The sequence below is a fragment of the Geodermatophilus sp. SYSU D00663 genome, assembly GCF_054050655.1.
In genome coordinates this window covers 1-18535 of sequence record NZ_JBJGZT010000048.1, presented here as the reverse complement: position 1 = coordinate 18535, position 18535 = coordinate 1, and the positions used below count along the sequence as shown (strand labels likewise).

Annotated in this window: 18 protein-coding genes; 14 read left to right on the top strand and 4 right to left on the bottom strand. The window is 75.2% G+C overall.

Annotated elements, in window-relative coordinates; all coding sequences use genetic code 11:
* Both ACI79Z_RS22615 and ACI79Z_RS22610 read right to left on the bottom strand, forming a co-directional pair.
* The coding region (locus ACI79Z_RS22615; protein ID WP_456904182.1) for a hypothetical protein at positions 1–481 on the bottom strand (481 nt) is incomplete at its 3' end.
* Complete coding sequence (locus ACI79Z_RS22610) at positions 474–839, bottom strand: hypothetical protein (RefSeq protein ID WP_387988581.1); 366 nt, start codon at positions 837–839, stop codon at positions 474–476. The genes ACI79Z_RS22615 and ACI79Z_RS22610, both read right to left, overlap by 8 nt.
* A 62-nt stretch (positions 840–901) precedes the next feature.
* Between ACI79Z_RS22610 and ACI79Z_RS22605 the strand changes: the two genes are divergently transcribed.
* Positions 902–1807 carry a PaaX family transcriptional regulator C-terminal domain-containing protein gene (locus ACI79Z_RS22605; RefSeq protein ID WP_456904180.1) on the top strand — a complete coding sequence of 302 codons (906 nt, stop codon included), beginning with the start codon at positions 902–904 and terminating at the stop codon, positions 1805–1807.
* On the opposite strand, the gene ACI79Z_RS22600 is transcribed toward ACI79Z_RS22605, so the two are convergent.
* Positions 1777–2769, bottom strand: a complete 993-nt coding sequence (locus ACI79Z_RS22600; protein WP_456904178.1) for an aldo/keto reductase — start codon at positions 2767–2769, stop codon at positions 1777–1779. The two genes, ACI79Z_RS22605 and ACI79Z_RS22600, sit on opposite strands and share 31 nt — an antisense overlap.
* Before the next feature lie 133 nt (positions 2770–2902).
* On the opposite strand from ACI79Z_RS22600, the gene ACI79Z_RS22595 reads away from it, so the two are divergent.
* The 4 genes from ACI79Z_RS22595 (at position 2903) to ACI79Z_RS22580 (ending at position 6701) form a co-directional block, all read left to right on the top strand.
* Positions 2903–3913 (top strand): siderophore ABC transporter substrate-binding protein, encoded by a 1011-nt coding sequence (locus ACI79Z_RS22595; RefSeq protein WP_456904176.1) that lies wholly within the window; start codon positions 2903–2905, stop codon positions 3911–3913.
* Between the two features lie 79 nt (positions 3914–3992).
* Complete coding sequence (locus ACI79Z_RS22590; RefSeq protein WP_387988577.1) at positions 3993–4949, top strand: ABC transporter permease; 957 nt, start codon at positions 3993–3995, stop codon at positions 4947–4949.
* On the top strand, positions 4939–5946 hold the full coding sequence (locus tag ACI79Z_RS22585; RefSeq protein ID WP_387988576.1) for an iron chelate uptake ABC transporter family permease subunit: 1008 nt from the start codon (positions 4939–4941) through the stop codon (positions 5944–5946). Before ACI79Z_RS22590 ends, ACI79Z_RS22585 begins: the two co-directional genes overlap by 11 nt.
* Entirely contained in the window at positions 5943–6701 is a 759-nt protein-coding gene (locus tag ACI79Z_RS22580) for an iron ABC transporter ATP-binding protein (RefSeq protein ID WP_387988575.1), read from the top strand. The genes ACI79Z_RS22585 and ACI79Z_RS22580 overlap by 4 nt, the downstream gene beginning before the upstream one ends.
* Before the next feature lie 85 nt (positions 6702–6786).
* On the opposite strand, the gene ACI79Z_RS22575 is transcribed toward ACI79Z_RS22580, so the two are convergent.
* Positions 6787–7458 (bottom strand): hypothetical protein, encoded by a 672-nt coding sequence (locus ACI79Z_RS22575; protein WP_456904174.1) that lies wholly within the window; start codon positions 7456–7458, stop codon positions 6787–6789.
* Positions 7459–7577: 119 nt separating this feature from the next.
* Between ACI79Z_RS22575 and ACI79Z_RS22570 the strand changes: the two genes are divergently transcribed.
* The 9 genes from ACI79Z_RS22570 to ACI79Z_RS22530 form a co-directional block, all read left to right on the top strand.
* A complete protein-coding gene (locus tag ACI79Z_RS22570) occupies positions 7578–9050 on the top strand; it encodes a S8 family serine peptidase (RefSeq protein WP_456904172.1) in 1473 nt (490 codons plus the stop codon).
* 107 nt (positions 9051–9157) lie between these two features.
* The gene (locus ACI79Z_RS22565) at positions 9158–10939 is read left to right on the top strand and encodes an N-acetylglutaminylglutamine amidotransferase (protein ID WP_387988572.1); all 1782 of its coding nucleotides are present in this window, start codon (positions 9158–9160) and stop codon (positions 10937–10939) included.
* Positions 10940–10950: 11 nt separating this feature from the next.
* Positions 10951–12708, top strand: a complete 1758-nt coding sequence (gene ngg, locus ACI79Z_RS22560; RefSeq protein WP_456904169.1) for an N-acetylglutaminylglutamine synthetase — start codon at positions 10951–10953, stop codon at positions 12706–12708.
* Entirely contained in the window at positions 12705–13091 is a 387-nt protein-coding gene (locus tag ACI79Z_RS22555) for a fluoride efflux transporter FluC (RefSeq protein WP_456904167.1), read from the top strand. Before ngg ends, ACI79Z_RS22555 begins: the two co-directional genes overlap by 4 nt.
* A complete protein-coding gene (locus ACI79Z_RS22550) occupies positions 13088–13438 on the top strand; it encodes a fluoride efflux transporter FluC (RefSeq protein WP_387988569.1) in 351 nt (116 codons plus the stop codon). The genes ACI79Z_RS22555 and ACI79Z_RS22550 overlap by 4 nt, the downstream gene beginning before the upstream one ends.
* Positions 13439–13512: 74 nt before the next feature.
* Entirely contained in the window at positions 13513–14904 is a 1392-nt protein-coding gene (locus ACI79Z_RS22545) for an alpha,alpha-trehalose-phosphate synthase (UDP-forming) (RefSeq protein WP_387988568.1), read from the top strand.
* Positions 14901–15641: a trehalose-phosphatase gene (otsB, locus tag ACI79Z_RS22540; RefSeq protein WP_387988567.1), complete on the top strand. Its 741-nt coding sequence runs from the start codon at positions 14901–14903 to the stop codon at positions 15639–15641. The genes ACI79Z_RS22545 and otsB overlap by 4 nt, the downstream gene beginning before the upstream one ends.
* A gap of 306 nt (positions 15642–15947) precedes the next feature.
* A complete protein-coding gene (locus ACI79Z_RS22535; RefSeq protein WP_456904164.1) occupies positions 15948–17549 on the top strand; it encodes a methyl-accepting chemotaxis protein in 1602 nt (533 codons plus the stop codon).
* A 19-nt stretch (positions 17550–17568) separates the two neighbouring features.
* Positions 17569–18535: HAMP domain-containing protein (locus ACI79Z_RS22530; protein WP_456904162.1), on the top strand; the 967-nt coding region annotated here is incomplete at its 3' end.

Sequence of the window (18535 nt, the reverse complement as noted above, 5' to 3'; positions counted from 1 at the left end):
GGCCGGGACCGTCCCCGGGGACGGTCCCGGCCGCCTCCTCCCCCGCCGCCACCTCCCCCGCCGCCACGTCGGCCTGGTGGCGCAGCCACAGCAGGCCGAGCACCGGCAGCACCAGCGGCACGAACCCGTAGCCGCGGCCGAACGCCGACCACACCGTCTCGTCGGGGAAGGCCGCCGGGTCCACCAGCGACAGCACACCCACCACCAGCACGCCGGCCAGCTCCACCGAGCACGCGACGACGGCGGTCCGCCGTCCCGCCCGCCCGCCGCGGGCCAGCCCGACGGTGGCGACCAGGTAGACCACCGCGGCCAGGGCCGACAGCAGGTAGGCCACCGGCGCCTCGTCGAAGCGGGTGGCCAGCTGCACGCCGGCCCGCGCGCCGGCTGCCAGCGCGAAGACGGCGTAGACGGCCACCAGCACCCGGCCCGGCCCGGCGGCGGTCCCGCCCGGCGCGGTGCCCCGCGCGTCCCGCTCAGGCACCGGGGGCCTCCCAGAGCTGCACCAGCCGCCAGACCATGACGGCGGTCACCAGCGACGCCACGGCCAGCACCGTCCCCGCCCAGCGGCTGGGCTCGGTGCGCGACCACAGCACCCCGGCCACCGGCAGCAGGACGACGCCGGCCAGGTAGCCCACGAAGGTCGCCGTCTCCGGGGGCCGCTGCCCGTCCGCCAGCGCCACCGCTGCCACCACCGCCTGGACGACGAGCAGCACCTCGAGCACCGCGGCGCCGGCCAGGTGCAGCAGGCCGATCCGCCGGCGGGCGAGGGTGGACGCCAGGCCGGCGAGGGCGACGAGCAGGGCCACCGCCGTGGCCGACCAGACGAGGAGGGCGTTCATCGCCTCCCATGATCGCGCGCCCTCCGGGGGAGCCGGGAGCGGGCGCGGGGTAGGCACGGGCCATGACCGTCCGCGACCTGGTGGTGGACCTGTGCGCCGAGCACCTGGACGCCGTCACGGGCGACCCGGTGCCGCTGCAGGCCCTGGTCGGCCTCCTCGCGGCGTGCGGGGTGGCCAAGCCGAGCACCCGGGCCGCCGCGTCGGCGCTGCGCCGCGCCGGGTGGCTGACCGCGTCCCGGCGCGGGCGGGAGACGCTGCTCGCCCCGACCGCGGCGCTGCGCGCGGCGGTCACCACCCGCTGCGACCGGGTCCGGTCGCGGCTGGGCCCGTGGGACGGGGAGTGGCGGATGGTCGTCTACGGCGTGCCGGAGACCGACCGCGCGGCCCGCGAGCGGGTGCGGCGCGGCCTGGCCCGCGCCGGCTTCGGCCCGCTGGCGCCGGCCACGTGGGTGTCGCCGCACGCCGCCGCGCTGGAGGAGGTGCGCGCCGAGCTGGCCGGCGAGCGCACCTCCCGGCTGGACCTGCTCACCGCGCGCGTGGCCGACCCGCGGCTGTCCGACGCCGACCTGGCCACCCGCTGCTGGGACCTCCCCCGGCTCGCCGCCGCCTGGACCCGGGTGCTCGACCGGCTGCGCGCGGTCGCGGACGCGGTGCCCCAGGGCCCGGCCGCGCTCGGCCGCCACCTGCGGCTGCGGGCGGACGTGCGGGCGGTGCTCACCGGCGACCCGCTGCTGCCCCCGGCGCTGCAGCCGGAGGCCTGGCCGGCGCGCGAGGTCCGCGACGCGTGGGCCGACGCCGGCGCCCGGCTGGCCGCCGCCGCCCGCGCCCACGTCGCCGAGGTGCTGGGCGCCGTCACGCCCCGGACGGCCGCGTGGTCCGGCCTCCCCGCAGGGGCCCGGCGCGAGCGCGCGAGGGGTGGGGGCAGCGAGGTTCTCCGTCAGCGGTGGACGCCGGACATGTCCGGGTAGCGGTCGCCGACCGCGGCGCCGACCGGGGCGGCCTCGTCGAGCCGGCGCAGGTCGTCGTCGGACAGCTCGACGTCGGCGGCCGCGGCGTTCTCCTCGAGGTAGCGCACCCGCTTGGTGCCGGGGATCGGCACCACGCCCGGGTTGCCCCCGCGGTCGCTCTGCGCCATCACCCACGCCAGCGCGAGCTGCGACGCCGTCACGCCCTTCTCGTCGGCGATCTCGCGCACCCGGTCGACCAGGCGCAGGTTCTGCTGGAACGCCTCGCCCTGGAACCGCGGGTTGTGCCGGCGGAAGTCGTCGGGCGCGAGGTCGTCGACGCTGCGGATCTGCCCGGAGAGGAAGCCGCGGCCGATCGGCGAGTAGGCGACGAACCCGATGCCGAGCTCGGCGCAGGTGGCCAGGACGCCGTTCTCCTCGGGGTCGCGGCTCCACAGCGAGTACTCGGTCTGCACGGCGGTCACCGGCTGGACGGCGTGCGCGCGGCGGATGGTCTCCGGCGCGGCCTCGGAGATGCCGACGGTGCGCACCTTGCCCGCCTCGACCAGCTCGGCCAGCGCGCCCCAGGTGTCCTCGACCGGGACGGTGGTGTCCACCCGGTGCTGGTAGTAGAGGTCGACGACGTCGACACCGAGCCGCTCGAGCGAGGCGTCGCAGGCCCGCCGCACGTAGTCCGGCCTCCCGTTGATCCCGCGGAACGAGCCGTCCTCGCCGCGCTCGTTGCCGAACTTGGTCGCGAGCACCACCTCGTCGCGGCGGCCGGCGATCGCCTTCCCGACCAGCCGCTCGTTGGTGAACGGGCCGTACATGTCGGCGGTGTCGAGGAAGGTGACGCCGAGGTCGAGGGCCCGCTGGATGGTGCGCTCGGCCTCGGCCTGGTCGCCGGTGCCGTAGAACTCGCTCATCCCCATGCAGCCCAGCCCCATGGCGGGGACGGACAGGGACCCGAGGGTGCGTGTCTGCATGGGCCGCTCCTGCCCGCCGGTGGAGGGGGGCAACCGGCCGTGAGGGGACCCCGCCGTTCCGTTGCCCCGGGGGCTGTGACAGGTTAGGCCGTCCTCAGTTAGGGCAGCCTGACCTACTTCGAGCAGGAGAACGATGCGCACCGCGACCCGGCCGCTGGCGGCCGCCTCCCTGTCCCTGGCCACGGTCCTCGCGCTCGGCGCGTGCTCGTCCGACGGGCCGGTGGCCGAGGCCTCGACCGACGCCGGGACCGTGACCTGGACCTGGGACCGGAACACCGCCGCCGAGGACCAGGAGCCGGAGTACGAGGAGACGACGGTCGAGGTCCCGGTGGACCCCGAGCGGATCGTCGTCTTCGACATGGCCAGCCTCGACACCATCGGCGCCCTGGGCGGGGAGGTCGCCGGCGCCCCGCTGGACTCGGTGCCCGACTACCTGCAGCGGTACCTGGCCGACGACGCCTTCGACGCGGGCACCCTGTTCGAGGCCGACCTGGTCGAGATCGAGTCGCAGCAGCCCGACCTCATCGTCATCGGCGGCCGCTCCTCGACGCTGTACGAGGACCTCAGCGAGATCGCGCCGACCGTCGACCTGAGCCTGCGCGGCAGCTACACCGAGACCCTCGAGCGCAACGCCACCTTCCTCGGCGAGGTGCTCGGCGCGGAGGACGAGGCGGCCGCCGCCGTCGCCGACCTGGAGGCGGGGATCGAGGAGGCGCGGGCCGCCACCGCCGACGCGGGCACCGGCCTCGGCCTCATGGTGGCCGGGGGCGAGCTCAGCGCGATGGCCCCGGCGGGCGACGGCGCGGACGCCCGGGGCGCCCGGGGCGGTCTCATCTACGACGCGTTCGGCGTGCAGCCCGTCGTCGACGACATCCAGGCCGCCACGCACGGCGAGCCGGTCTCCTTCGAGTTCCTGCTCGAGACGGACCCCGACCACCTGTGGGTCGTCGACCGCGACGCCGCCACCGGCGAGGAGGGCGCGCAGGCGGCCGCGGCGGTGCTCGACAACGACGTCGTCGCGCAGACGACCGCCGCCCAGCAGGGCCAGATCCACTACCTCGACCCGGTCGCCTGGTACGTCGTCTTCGGTGGCATCGACACCACCCGGATCATGATCGACGACGTCCTGCAGATCGCCGGCTGAGTCCCGCACCTCCGCCGTGACGGCACTCGACACGGGTCGGACGAGCACCCCCGCCCCGGCGCGCCCCCGGCGCACCGGCGTGGGGGTGCTCGTCGGCGTGCTGCTCGCGGTCCTCGCGGTCGCGAGCCTGTTCATCGGCGTCTCCGACGTCTCCCCGGTGTCGGTGCTCACCGGCGGGTCCGACGGCACCGCCGCCTTCCTGCTCGGAGCCACCCGGATCCCGCGCACCGTGGCCCTGGTCCTCGCCGGCGCCTCGCTGGGCATCGCCGGGCTGATCATGCAGATGCTCGTGCGGAACAAGTTCGTGGAGCCGAGCACCACCGGCGTCACCGAGTTCGCCACGCTCGGCATGCTCGTGACGACGGTGTTCCTGCCGGGGCTGGCCGTCGTCGGCAAGACGGCCGTCGCCGCGGTGTTCGGCCTCCTCGGCACCTGGGTGTTCCTGCGGGTGGTCCGGGCGGTGCCGGTCCGCCAGCTCGTCCTCGTCCCGCTGGTCGGCATCGTGCTCGGCGGCGTCGTCGGCGCGGTGACGACGTTCGTGGCCTACCGCCTGGACCTGCTGCAGTCCCTCGGGCAGTGGGCGCAGGGCAGCTTCGCCGGCGTCGTGCAGGGCCGGTACGAGCTCGTGTGGATCGCCGGCGTGATGGTCGTCGTCGCCTGGCTGGCCGCCGACCGGTTCAGCGTCATCGGCCTCGGCGAGGAGTTCGCGACCAACCTGGGGCTGGACCACCGCCGGTGGGTGGCCGTCGGGATGGTCGTCGTCGCGGTCATCACCGCGGCGGTGCTCGTCACCGCGGGGCTGGTCCCGTTCCTCGGCCTCGTCGTCCCGAACGTCGTCAGCCTGCTGATCGGCGACAACGTCCGCCGCGCGATCCCGTGGGTGGCCGCGCTCGGGGCCGTGTTCGTCGTCGCCTGCGACGTCCTCGCCCGGGTCCTGCGCTTCCCCTACGAGATCCCGCTGTCGGTCGTCGTCGGCATCGTCGGCGCGGTGCTGTTCCTCTGGCTGCTGCTGCGGAGGGGGAGCCGTGCTCACTGACCCCGCCCCGACGACGGTCCGCCCCCGCGCGGCGGTGCGCGTGCGCCGGGCCGGGCCCGCCGCCCGCCTGGCCGTGCTCGGCGCGGTCGTCGTCGTCCTGACCGCGCTCTACCTGTTCACCGACGTGCCGGGGTCGCTGGCCTACGCGCTGGAGAAGCGCGGCCTGACCGTGGCCGCGGTCGTCGTCGTCGCGGCGGCGGTCGGGGTCTCGACGGTCGTCTTCCACACGATCACCCAGAACCGCGTCCTCACCCCGTCGATCATGGGGTTCGACGCGTTCTACGTGCTGGTCTCGACCGTCGTCGTCTTCGCCGCCGGGTCCGCGGCGTTCCTGGCGGCGGACCCGCTCGTCCTGTGGGCGGTGCAGGTGGCGGTCATGGTCGGGTTCAGCGTCGTCCTGTTCACCTGGCTGTTCGGCGGGAAGCGGCGCTCCATCCACCTGATGCTGCTGGTCGGCGTCGTGCTGGGCACGTTCTTCCGCGCCTTCAGCGAGTGGATGCAGCGGATGCTCGACCCGCTGGACTTCCAGGTGCTCTCCGACGCCTTCTTCGCCTCCCTGACCCGGCCCGACGAGACGCTGCTGGCGCTCACCGCGGGCCTCGTCGTCCTCGGCTGCGCGGTGGTGGTGCCACTGCTGCGCACCCTCGACGTGCTGACCCTCGGCGAGCCGGCCGCGGTGGGCCTGGGCGTCGACCACCGGCGCGTGGTCCTGACGCTGTTCCTGGTCGTCTCGGTGATGGTCGCGGCGTCGACGGCGCTCGTCGGGCCGATCCTGTTCTTCGGCCTGATCGTCGCCAACCTCGCCTACTCGTGGGCCGGCTCGTTCCGCCACGTGTGGACGGTGCCCACGGCGGTGCTCCTCGGCGTCGCCTGCCTGCTCGGCGGTCAGCTGGTCCTGGAGCGGGTGCTCGGCTTCGGCGGCACCCTCTCCACGGTCATCGACTTCGCCGGCGGTCTGTTCTTCCTGTACCTCGTCCTGCGGAAGGGGGCGCGGTGATCGCGCTCGAGGGCGTCACCAAGCGCTACGGCGGCCAGACGGTGGTCGACGACGTCACGATCCGCTTCGGCGGCGAGGGGGTGACGGCGCTCATCGGTCCCAACGGCGCGGGCAAGTCGACGCTGTTCGGCCTCGTCGGCCGCCTGGTCCGGCCGGACGCCGGCCGGGTCACGGTGGACGGCCTGGACGTCGCGACGACGCCGTCGCGGGAGCTGGCCCGGCGCCTGGCCGTGCTGCGCCAGGACAACCACGTCGCCGCGCGCCTGACCGTCTCCGACCTCGTGGAGTTCGGGCGCTTCCCGCACTCCCGGGGCCGGCTCACCGTCGCCGACCGCGAGCACGTCGACCGGGCGATCGCCTACCTGGAGCTCGACCCCTACCGGGACCGGTACCTCGACGAGCTCTCCGGCGGTCAGCGCCAGCGGGCCTTCATCGCGATGGTCCTCGCGCAGGACACCGAGTACGTGCTGCTCGACGAGCCGCTCAACAACCTCGACCTGCGGCACATGACCGAGATCATGCGGCTGGTCCGGACGATGGCCGACGAGCTCGGCAAGCGGGTCGTCACCGTGCTGCACGACGTCAACTCGGCGGCTGCTCACGCCGACCGCATCGTGGCCATGCGGGACGGCACCGTCGTCGCGGACGCCCCCGCGCGCGACGTCATGCGTCCCGAGGTGCTCGCGGCCGTCTACGACACCACCGTCGACGTCCGCGAGATCGACGGCCGCCCGGTCGCCCTCTACTACGGCTGAGCGCGCGGTGTCGACCTGCTGTCGTCTCCGTGCGCGGGAGACGACACCAGGTCGACACGCGGCGAGGACGCGCGGGCGCGCCGCGCTAGGCCCAGCGGGCGAGGGCGGTGCTCGTCCCGGGGGCGACCACGGTGAACCCCGCGTCGACCACCTCGACGTCCGCCCGCGGGCGCAGCGCCGTCCACCGCGCGGCGTCGGGGTGCTCGACCACCACGGGGAAGCCGGCGGCCGCCCAGGCGTCGAACCGCCCGTCGCGCATGCGCACCGCCGACAGCTGCGCGGCGTGACCGCTGGCCGCGGCCGCCTTGCCCAGCGGCAGGAACGGCTCGGGGCAGACGGAGACGACGAGCGGGCCGCCCGGTTCCGGGTCGACCACCGGCCGGGCGCCGGGGTCGTCGAGCTCGCTGCCGGTCAGCTGCAGCTTCGCGACCTCCGGGGGGATGGCGTCGGTCGGGCCCGGCACCAGCGCGCGGACCTCCGCCCCGGCGACCGCGGCGGTCACCCCCGGGAGCCCCGAGACCCGGTCCCACGCGACCCCCCGCGCCCGCCGGCAGTGCTTGCGGATCGCCCCGTCGGTCCACCGGCGGACCAGCGGCTCCCACTCCCCGCCGGGCAGCGCCCGGTCGTCGGCGAGCAGCCGCACGACCGCGACCGCCGCGGCCTCGCAGACGGCCGTCCGGCCCGGCGGGTCGACCCGCTCCACGCGCGCCACCAGCTGCATCGCCCAGGGCGCCTCGCCCGGCGGGTCGTCGTACACGCCCCCACCCTGCCCAACGCCCGGAAGCCGGCGACACGCCCGGTCGCCCCCACGGCGTGACCGGCGTCGCAGCGACTCGTTCGAGCAGGGCACCCGTCAGTTCTCAACGAGGAGAGCCCATGACCCGGTCGACCCGTCGCGCGCTCGGAGGAGGGAGCCTGGCCGCGCTGGTCGCCGGCGCGCTGCTGGCCTCCCCCGCCCAGGCGGCCCCCGATCCGCTCGCCCCCGTCCAGGACTTCCTGGCCGACCAGCTCGCCGGCCTGGCCGCCGCCGTCCCCACCACCGTCCTGGTGCACGGGGAGGACGCGCAGGCCGCCCGGGCCGCCGTCGCCGCCAGCGGGATGCGGACCGTCACCGAGTTCGAGCGGATCGGCGTGGTCGTCGCCCGCGGCACCGCCGCCCAGGTCCGGGCCGCCCGCGGCGAGCCCGGCGTCACCTACCTCGAGGGCAACACCCCGATCGAGTTCGCCCAGGAGACCTCCCACACCGCCACGGGCGGCGCGCAGGCCGTGCGGACGCTCACCGGCCCCGACGGCTCCCCGCTCGACGGCAGCGGCGTCTCGGTCGCCGTCATCGACTCCGGCGTCGACCCCACCCACCCCTACCTGCGCGACCCCGACGGCGGCAGCGCCGTCGTGGCCAACCTGAAGAGCCTGTGCCTGCTGGAGACCGCGACGACGCCGGACTGCGTCGTCCGGGTGCCGACCGCGGTCGACACCGACACGCTGTCGGTCGGCGGGCACGGCACGCACGTCAGCGGGATCGTGGCCGGCCGACCGACGGCGCTCCCCGACGGCGGCCGGCTGCAGGGCGCGGCCCCCGGCGCGAGCCTCGTGTCCGTCTCCACCGGCGCGGCGCTGCTCATCGTCGGCGCCGACGCGGCGCTGAACTGGGTCCTGGAGAACCACGAGCACCCGTGCGGCGCGGACGTCCCCGCCGACGTCTGCCCGCCCATCCGGGTCACCAACAACTCCTACGGCCCGAGCGGCGGCGGGGAGTTCGACCCGGAGAGCGCCACGGTCAAGCTGCAGCGCGCACTGGCGGCCGAGGGCGTCGTCACCGTGTGGGCGGCCGGCAACGACGGCGGCGACGGCTCGACGTCGCTCACCAACCCGCCCGGCCAGGACCCGACCGGCGGGATCATCAGCGTCGCGTCCTACTCCGACCAGGACACCGGCACCCGCGACGGCGCGGTCAGCGGGTTCTCCTCGCGCGGCGCCGCGGCCGACCCCTCCACCTGGCCGGACGTCTCCGCGCCCGGCGAGGCCATCACGTCGTCGTGCCGGCCGTACCTGCCGGTCTGCGCCACCGGCCTCGACCCGCGCAACGGTCCCGGCCTGCTCGACCTGGGGACCTTCACCACGATCAGCGGGACCTCGATGGCCGCGCCGCACGTCGCGGGCATCGTCGCCCAGCTGTTCGAGGCCGACCCGGCGGCGACCCCGGCCGAGGTCGAGGAGGCGCTCACCTCGACCGCGTACCGCTATCCCGACGGTGCCGCCTACACCACGATCGGCAGCCGGACGACGTCGTACGACAAGGGCGCCGGCCTGGTCGACGTCCCGGCCGCCGTCGCCGCGCTGACCGCCTAGCGGGAGGTCGCACGGCCCGGTTCCACGTGGAACCGGGCCGTGTGACCTTCCTGTGAACTGGGCCCACCACGTCGCGAGGCCCGGCACCCTGGGGTTGGATCGAACCCATGTGCGGCCTCTCCGGCGAGATCAGGTTCGACGGCTCCCTGGCCGACACCACCGCGGTGGCGCGGATGGTCGAGGCGCTGGTCCCCCGCGGGCCGGACGGCCAGGGCCAGTGGAGCGCCGGCCGGGTGGCGTTCGGCCACCGGCGGCTGTCGGTCATCGACCTCTCCCCCAGCGGCTCCCAGCCGATGGTGGACAGCGAGCTGGGCCTCGAGGCGGTCTTCAACGGCTGCATCTACGACTACAAGGAGCTGCGCGCCGAGCTCGAGGGCCACGGCTACCGCTTCTTCTCCACCAGCGACACCGAGGTCCTGCTCAAGGGCTACCACCACTGGGGCCTCGACTTCGTCGACCACCTGCACGGCATGTTCGTCGTCGTCATCCACGAGCGGGACACCGGCCGGGTCGTCATGGCCCGCGACCGGCTGGGCATCAAGCCGCTGTACCTCGCCGAGACGCCGGGCCGGCTCCGGTTCGCCTCGTCGCTGCCGGCCCTGCTGCGCGCCGGCGACGTCGACACCTCCATCGACCCCGTCGCGCTGCACCACTACCTGACCTGGCACGCCGTCGTCCCCGCGCCGCGCACCCTGCTCAACGGCGTCCGCAAGCTGCCGCCGGCCACCGTCCGCGTCATCGAGGCCGACGGCACCAGCCGCGAGCACCGCTACTGGGAGCCCACGTACGAGCGGCGCCCCGAGCACTCCGGCTGGTCGAACCGCGACTGGGAGGACGCGATCGAGGAGGCGCTGCGGGTCGCCGTCCGCCGCCGCCTGGTCTCCGACATCCCCGTCGGCGTGCTGCTGTCCGGCGGGCTGGACTCCAGCCTGATCGTGGGCCTGCTCGCCCAGGAGGGGCAGACCGGCCTCGCCACCTACTCGATCGGCTTCGAGACCGTCGGCGGCCACGCGGGCGACGAGTTCCGCTACTCCGACGTCATCGCCGAGCGGTTCGGCACGAACCACCACCGCATCCGGGTGTCCTCCGACGAGCTCGCCGCCGCGCTCGGCCACGCCATCGGCGCGATGGCCGAGCCGATGGTCAGCCACGACGTCGTCGCCTTCGACCTGCTGTCCGAGCGGGTCAGCCAGTCGATCCGCGTCGTGCAGTCCGGGCAGGGCGCCGACGAGGTCTTCGCCGGCTACCACTGGTACCCGCCGCTGGCCGACGTCGACCGCGAGGAGGCCGTCGAGCGCTACGCGAAGGCGTTCTTCGACCGCGGCGCGGAGGACATGCGCGCGCTCGTCGGCGAGCGCTACGCCCTCGACGGCGACCCGAGCCTGGAGTTCGTCCGCGACCACATGTCCCGCCCCGGCGCGCAGACCGCCGTCGACGCCGCCCTGCGGTTGGACAGCGAGGTCATGCTCGTCGACGACCCGGTCAAGCGGGTGGACAACATGTCGATGGCGTGGGGCCTGGAGGCCCGGGTGCCCTTCCTCGACCACGACCTGGTGGAGCTCGCGGCCCAGTGCCCGCCGGAGCTCAAGCTCGCCGACGGCGGCAAGGGCGTGCTCAAGGCGATCGGCCGCCGGATCATCCCGCCGGAGGTCATCGACCGGCCCAAGGGCTACTTCCCGGTGCCGGCGATCACCCACCTCGAGGGCAAGGTGCTCGGCCTGGTGAAGGACGCGCTGTCCAGCGAGGCGGCGCGGGAGCGGGCGCTGTTCCGCCCGGAGTACGTGTCCCGGCTGCTCGAGGACCCCAACGGCGAGCTCACGCCGCTGCGCGGCAACAAGCTGTGGCAGCTGGGCCTGCTGGAGCTGTGGCTGCAGAACCACGGGGTCTGAGGAGGCGCACCGTGGCACCCCGGCTCGCCGGGCACCGCCGCCGCACGGCGGTGGCCGGCACCCCCGACCTCACCGGACGCAACTGGATGCGGCCCTCCGAGCACCAGCTGGAGGGCATGGCCGCCGACGTCGTGCTGGACCTGGCGTGGGGGCGCCTGGTCTTCGGCCAGACCTTCACCGAGATGCGCGACATCCTCGCCGCGCTGCGGGCCGAGGAGACCGGGCAGCGCGACATCTGCATCTACGCCCGCGACCCGCACGTCCTCGTCGGCCTCGCGCCCGACGAGCTGTTCATCGACCCCAGCTACACCTACCGGCTGGACCTCTACCGCTACCGGCCCCGCCCCGAGCTCATCCGCGGCGTCTTCGTGCGCACGGTGACCTCGCTGGAGGACATGGTGGCGATCAACGAGATCTACGCCCGCAACGGCATGGTGACCGGCGACCCCGAGACCATGTGGGCCAACCACCGCACCCGCGCCTTCACCTACCTCGTCGCCGAGGACACCCGGACCTCCCGCGTCGTCGGCACGGTCACCGGCGTCGACCACGTGCTGGCCTTCGGTGACCCGGAGGGCGGCACCAGCCTGTGGTGCCTCGCCGTCGACGGGCAGAGCGCGCCGCCCGGCACCGGCGAGGCGCTGGTGCGGGTGCTGGCCGAGCGGTACGTCGGCCGCGGCCGCTCCTACGTCGACCTCTCGGTGATGCACGACAACAAGGGCGCGATCGCGCTCTACCGCAAGCTCGGCTTCGTGCGCGCGCCCGCGGTGTGCGTCAAGCGGAAGAACCCGATCAACACGCCGCTGTTCGCGGCCCGCCCGCCGGGGCTGACCCGGCTGAACCCCTACGCGCGGATCATCGCCGACGAGGCGCTGCGGCGCGGGATCCGCGTCGAGGTGACCGACGCCGAGTTCGGCGAGATGCAGCTGTCCCTCGGTGGCCGCCGGGTGCTGACCCGCGAGTCGCTGTCGGAGTTCACCACCGCCGTCGCCATGAGCCGCTGCGACGACAAGCGGGTCACCCGGCGCATCGTCGAGGCCGCCGGGGTGCGCGTGCCCCGCGGTGTCACCGTGCCCGGTGACGACCTCGGCCCCGCCCGCGAGCTGCTGGCCGAGCGCGGGGAGCTGGTGGTCAAGCCCGCCCGCGGCGAGCAGGGCAAGGGCATCACGGTGGGCGTGACCAGCGAGGAGGAGCTCGCTCGGGCCGTCGACGCCGCGCGGCTGTACTGCCCGGACGTGCTGGTCGAGGAGCTCGTCGAGGGCGAGGACGTGCGCGTCGTCGTCATCGACCACGAGGTGGTCGCCGCGGCGGTGCGCAAGCCCGCGGAGGTCGTCGGCGACGGCCGCAGCACCGTGGCCCAGCTGGTGCGCGAGACCAGCCGGCGGCGGGAGCGGGCCACCGGCGGCGAGTCGCGGATCCCGCTCGACGACGTCACCACCGACGTCGTCCGCGCGGCCGGGTACGCGATGGACGACGTCCTCGCCAACGGGCAGCGGCTGCGCGTGCGGCGGACGGCGAACCTGCACACCGGCGGCACCATCGAGGACGTCACCGACCGGCTGCACCCGGCGATCGGCCAGGCGGCGGTGCGGGCCAGCCGGGCGATCGGCATCCCCGTGACCGGTGTCGACTTCCTCGTCCCCGACGTCGAGGGCCCCGACGCGGTGTTCGTCGAGGCCAACGAGCGCCCGGGGCTGGCCAACCACGAGCCGCAGCCCACCGCGGCGCGCTTCGTCGACCTGCTGTTCCCCGAGACCCGCCGGCGGTGAGGGCCCCGACGGCGGCCTGTGCGCTGGCGGCGGCCGGCGGGGCGCTGGGGGCGCTGGCGCGGTGGGGCGTCGCCGAGGCGCTCCCCTCCCCCGGCGCCGGCTGGCCCTGGGCGACGCTGCTGGTCAACCTCACCGGCTGCCTGCTGATGGGCTTCCTCCTCGGCCTGCTCACCGCGGGCCCGGAGCCGGCGTGGGTGCGCCCGTTCCTCGCCGTCGGCGTGCTCGGCGGGTACACGACGTACTCCGCGTTCGCCGTCGAGGTCGTCGAGCTGACCGACGCCGGCCGGGTCCTCCTCGCCGCGGGCTACGTGCTCGCCTCGGTCCTCGGCGGGGTGCTGGCCACGGCCGCCGGCCTGCTCGCGGTCCGGCGGCGGACGCCGTGACCCCGCTGCTGGTCGCGGCCGGCGCGCTGGTCGGCGCGCCGCTGCGGCTGCTGGCGGTCCGCCTCGCGGGGCGGGCGGGCCGGGACCCCGCGGTCGGCACGCTGGCGGTCAACGTCGCGGGCTCGGCCGTGCTCGGCGTGCTGCTGGGCCTCGGTGACACGCCCCCGGCGGTGGTCGCGCTGGTCGGCACGGGCTTCTGCGGGACGCTGACCACCTTCTCCGGCTTCGGCGCCGACGTCGTCCGGCTGGTCGAGGAGCGGGCCGTCGGCCGGGCGGCGGCCTACCTCGCGGCGACGCTGGTGCTCGGCCTCGGTGCCGCGGCCGCCGGGTACCTGCTGGCGCGCTGACCGGCCCTGCGGGTGACGTGGCCGCTGCGTCTCAGTAGGGTCGACGGCGTATGGCCAGGACAGGCGCGGGAGACGTGGGGGCGGACAGTCCCGTCGTCGTGGTGGCCAACCGGCTGCCGGTCGACCAGGTGACCGACCCCGACGGGACGACGCGCTGGCAGCGCAGCCCCGGCGGCCTGGTGACCGCGCTCGAGCCCTTCGTCGCCGGCCGCGGCGGCGCGTGGGTGGGCTGGTCCGGCTCGGCCGGTGAGGCGCCCGAGCCCTTCGAGTCCGGCGGGATGTCGCTGATCCCCGTCGAGCTCTCGGAGGAGGAGGTCGACCGCTACTACGAGGGCATGTCCAACGCCTCGCTGTGGCCGCTGTACCACGACGTGGTCGAGAAGCCGGAGTACCACCGCACCTGGTGGGACGCCTACGTGCAGGTCAACAAGCGCTTCGCCGAGCGGACCGCGGAGGTGGCCGCCGAGGACGCGATCGTCTGGGTGCACGACTACCAGCTGCAGCTGGTGCCCGCGATGCTGCGGCAGCGCCGGCCCGACCTCACGATCGGCTTCTTCCTGCACATCCCGTTCCCGCCCTACGAGCTGTTCACCCAGCTGCCGTGGCGGTCGGCGATCGTCGAGGGGCTGCTGGGCGCGGACCTGGTCGGCTTCCAGCGGCCGAGCGCCGCGGCGAACTTCGTCCAGCTGGCCCGCCGGCTGCACGAGCTGCCCACCCGCGGCGCGACGGTCGAGTACGACGGGCGCACGGTGACCGCACGGGCGTTCCCCATCTCCATCGACGTCGCCGCCTTCGACGAGCTGGCCTCCTCGCCGGAGGTGGTCAAGCGGGCCGCGGAGATCCGCGCCGAGCTCGGCGAGCCGGACAAGATCATCCTGGGTGTCGACCGGCTGGACTACACCAAGGGCATCAGCGTCCGGCTCAACGCCTTCCAGGAGCTGCTCGAGGACGGCGCGATCGAGGCGCCCGGGACCGTCATGGTGCAGGTGGCCACGCCCAGCCGCGAGCGGGTCGAGCACTACGTGCACATGCGGGAGACGATCGAGCAGCAGGTCGGCCACATCAACGGCGTCTTCGGCTCCATCGGCGGGCCGGCGGTGCACTACTTCAACCAGTCGATGCCCCGCGAGGAGCTCGCCGCCCTCTACCGCGCGGCCGACGTCATGCTCGTGACGCCCTACCGCGACGGCATGAACCTCGTGGCCAAGGAGTACGTCGCCGCCCGCGGCGACCTCGGCGGCACGCTCGTCCTGTCCGAGTTCGCCGGCGCCGCCGCCGAGCTCAAGCAGGCGTTCCTCGTCAACCCGCACGACATCGCCGGCGTGAAGAACCAGCTGCTGCGCGCGCTGCGGATCGAGCCCGACGAGGGCGCCCGCCGGATGCGCGCCATGCGCCGGTACCTCGCCAAGCACGACCTCGACCACTGGGCGTCGTCCTTCTTCGACGCCCTGCGCGCCCAGGCGTGAGCGTCCCGGAGGGGACGGCGGCCGCGCTGGCGGCGGTCGCCGCCCGCCGCCCGCTGCTGGTCGCCTCCGACTACGACGGCGTGCTGGCCCCGCTGGTCGGGGACCCCGGCGCGGCGGTCCCCTCCCCCGGCACCGCCGAGGCCCTCGCCCGGGTCGCCGCCGCCGACGGCGTGACCGTGGCGCTGGTCAGCGGCCGCGGGCTCGAGGACCTGCGCGCGGTCAGCGGCTTCACCGGCCCCTACCGCTGGGTGGGCAGCCACGGCGCCGAGTTCGACGGCCCGCTCACCGGCGACCTGGCCGGCCGCCGGGACGCCCTCGCCGGGCAGCTGGCGCCGCTGGTGGCCGCGGTCCCCGGTGCGCGGCTGGAGGTCAAGCCCGCCAGCGTCGCCGTCCACGTCCGGCAGGTGACCGACCCCGCCGCGGCCACCGCGCTGCTGGCGTCCGCGGACGCGGTCGCGGATCCGTCACTGACGAAGAAGCCGGGCAAGGCGGTGCTCGAGCTCGCGGTCACCGACGCCGACAAGGGCAGCGCCGTGCGCCGGCTGCGCACGGAGATCGGCGCCGCCGCCGTCGTCTACCTCGGCGACGACCGCACCGACGAGGACGTCTTCCGCTCCCTCGGGCCGGACGACGTCGGCATCAAGGTCGGCGAGGGCGAGACGGCCGCGACCCAGCGGGTGGCCGACCCGGCCGCCGCCCTCGCCGTCCTCCGGCTGCTCGGCGACCTGCTCGCCTGACCCCCGGCGCGGCGCGTCGCGCGCCGGCCCGGGACGACCGCTCCCCCGTCGCGCGGTCACCGCCCGCTGTGGGTCGACACGGCGCCCCTCCCCCGCGCCGACCTCCACGGACGTCCCCGGGCCCGGCCGGTCACCGGCGGGCTCCGTCGACTCGGCGACGGCGCGGCGGGCGGTCACCGCCTCCTCCGCAACGATCCGTCCCGGGGCGTCCCCGGCAGCGCGGCGCGGGTGCCGGCCGCCGCCACCATTCCTGCTGCACGCCCGTCACACCCGTCGCAGCGTGCACAGGAAGCCCAGGAGGCTCTCGTGAACGCCGCATCCCGCCCGCGTGCCGGCTGGTTCGCCGACCTGCGCGTCAACACCAAGCTCATGTCCCTGCTCGCCGCACTGCTGCTGGTGGCCGGCGCCGTCGGGGGCCTCGCCATCGTGCAGCTCGGGACGGTGAACGCCGCGGCGGAGAGCATCTACAGCGACGGCGCGGTGCCGCTCAGGGACCTGGCGGAGGCCCAGGAGGCCGTGGGGAGCATGCGGCAGCGCGTGCTGCTCCACCTCGCCGGACCGGTGACGGACAAGCCGCGCCGCGAGCAGGAGATCACCCGGTTCGACCAGGTCTTCGACACCGCGGTCGCGGCCCTGCGCCGGGAGGCGGTGGACCCGGGCCTGCTGGACGGCTACCTCGCGGCCGTCGCGGAGTACCGCACCTACCGGGACGGCACGATCCTGCCCGCGAGCCGGGCGATGGACCCCGCCGTCGACGTGGCGCCCGTCCTCGCCGAGTGCGACCGCCTGTTCGGCGTCGTCGTGGAGGCCGGTGACGCGCTGGGCGCCGCACAGACCGACGCCGTCCAGGGCACCCAGGCGAACGCCGCGGCGTCGTACCACAGCGCCCGGACGCAGGTCCTGGTGATCCTGGTGGTCGGCGCTGTCCTCGGCCTGGCGCTGGCGCTGGTCATCGGCCGCCAGATCGTCCGCCCGCTGCGGCGCGTCCAGCACGTCGCCGCCGGACTGGCCGACGGCGACCTGACCCGTACCAGCGGTCTGCGCTCGCGTGACGAACTGGGCCAGACCGGTCGTGCGCTCGACGCGGCGATGGAGAGCCTGCGCGGCGTCATGGCCTCGGTCGTCGCCTCCGCGGACGCGGTCGCGGCCTCCAGCGAGGAGCTGTCGGCGTCCTCGGCGCAGATATCGGCCTCGGCCGAGGAGACCTCGGCGCAGTCGGGGGTGGTCGCGGCGGCCGCGGACGAGGTGTCGCGGTCGGTGCAGACGGTCGCCGCGGGCGCGGAGCAGATGGGCGCCTCCATCCGGGAGATCGCCACCAACGCCGCCGAGGCGTCGGCGGTGGCCGCCCGCGCGGTGACCGCGGCGGAGACCACGACGGCGACGGTGGCCAAGCTGGGCGACTCGTCGGCCGAGATCGGCAACGTGGTCAAGGTCATCACGAGCATCGCGGAGCAGACCAACCTGCTGGCGCTGAACGCCACCATCGAGGCGGCGCGGGCCGGGGAGGCCGGCAAGGGCTTCGCGGTGGTGGCCAACGAGGTCAAGGAGCTGGCGCAGGAGACGGCGAAGGCGACCGAGGACATCGCCCGCCGCGTCGAGGCGATCCAGAAGGACACCGGCGCCGCTGTCGCGGCGATCGACGAGATCTCCCACATCGTCGCCCAGATCTCCGACCGGCAGACCACCATCGCCTCCGCCGTCGAGGAGCAGACCGCCACCACGAGCGAGATGTCGCGCTCGGTGCAGGAGGCCGCCCAGGGCTCCGGCCAGATCGCGGACAACATCACCGGGGTCTCGGCCGCGGCGGACTCCACCACCCAGGCGCTGACCCAGACCCGGGTCGCCGTCGACGAGCTGTCCCGCATGGCCGCCGGCCTGCGCACCAGCGTCAGCCGCTTCACCCACTGACACCCTGAGAGGCACCACCGTGCACCTGTCCTGGCTCTCGTCCCTGCGGATCGGCCGCCGGCTCGCCCTCGCCTTCGGCGTGGTGGGCGTCCTGGTCGCCGTCAGCGCCGGCACCGGCCTCTCGGCCGTCGCCGAGCAGCGCGACCTCGCCGAGGAGCTCAGCCGCGCCGACGCCGTCCTGGCCGAGGCCGAGACCGCCCGCTTCCAGATCGCCGACGTCACCGGGTGGCAGGGCCTGGTGGTCGCCGACGCGGTCACCTTCGGCCCCGCGGTCGCCCTGGCGCCCGACGCCTACAACCGCTCCGGCCTGCTGGAGGCGAAGGACGGTGTCTACGCCTGGCTGGACGACGTCGACACCTCCGCCATGAACGAGGAGGAGGCCGCCGCCTTCGCCGGGCTGCGGCCGGCGTGGGACGACTACTTCCGGTGGGACGACCAGGTCGTCACGTGGCTGTCGTCGGGCACGACCGAGGGCTACCGCACCGCGCTGGAGAGCATCAACGGCGGCGAGGCCGGCGAGGGCTACGGCGCCGTGCTCGACCTGGCCGACCGCATGCAGGCCTCGGCGACCGAGCGGGCCGCGCAGCTGCGCGCCGAGCAGGACTCCGCGCAGACCCGCGCCACCGTGCTGCTGAGCGTCGTGGGGCTGGCCGCGCTCGTCCTCGCCGGGCTGTGCGCGGTGCTGGTCGGGCGGTCCGTCGTCCGGCCGCTGCGCCGGGTGCAGGTGGTGGCGGCCCGTCTGGCCGCCGGTGACCTCACGGCGCGGACCGGCATCGAGCAGGGCGACGAGGTCGGTGACCTGGCCCGCGCGCTCGACGCCGCCCAGGACGAGCTGCGCGCGGTGATGGCCGCGGTGGTGGCCTCGGCGGACGCGGTCGCGGCCTCCAGCGAGGAGCTGTCGGCGTCCTCGGCGCAGATCTCGGCCTCGGCCGAGGAGACCTCGGCGCAGTCCGGCGTCGTGGCCGGCGCGGCCGAGGAGGTCAGCC

Excerpts from the sequence above, each read along its gene's own strand:
- ACI79Z_RS22605 (WP_456904180.1), top strand. The coding sequence starts at position 902 with ATGACCGTCCGCGACCTGGTGGTGGACCTGTGCGCCGAGCACCTGGAC.
- ACI79Z_RS22565 (WP_387988572.1), top strand. The coding sequence starts at position 9,158 with ATGTGCGGCCTCTCCGGCGAGATCAGGTTCGACGGCTCCCTGGCCGAC.
- ACI79Z_RS22600 (WP_456904178.1), bottom strand. The coding sequence starts at position 2,769 with ATGCAGACACGCACCCTCGGGTCCCTGTCCGTCCCCGCCATGGGGCTG.
- ACI79Z_RS22595 (WP_456904176.1), top strand. The coding sequence starts at position 2,903 with ATGCGCACCGCGACCCGGCCGCTGGCGGCCGCCTCCCTGTCCCTGGCC.
- ACI79Z_RS22570 (WP_456904172.1), top strand. The coding sequence starts at position 7,578 with ATGACCCGGTCGACCCGTCGCGCGCTCGGAGGAGGGAGCCTGGCCGCG.
- ACI79Z_RS22610 (WP_387988581.1), bottom strand. The coding sequence starts at position 839 with ATGAACGCCCTCCTCGTCTGGTCGGCCACGGCGGTGGCCCTGCTCGTC.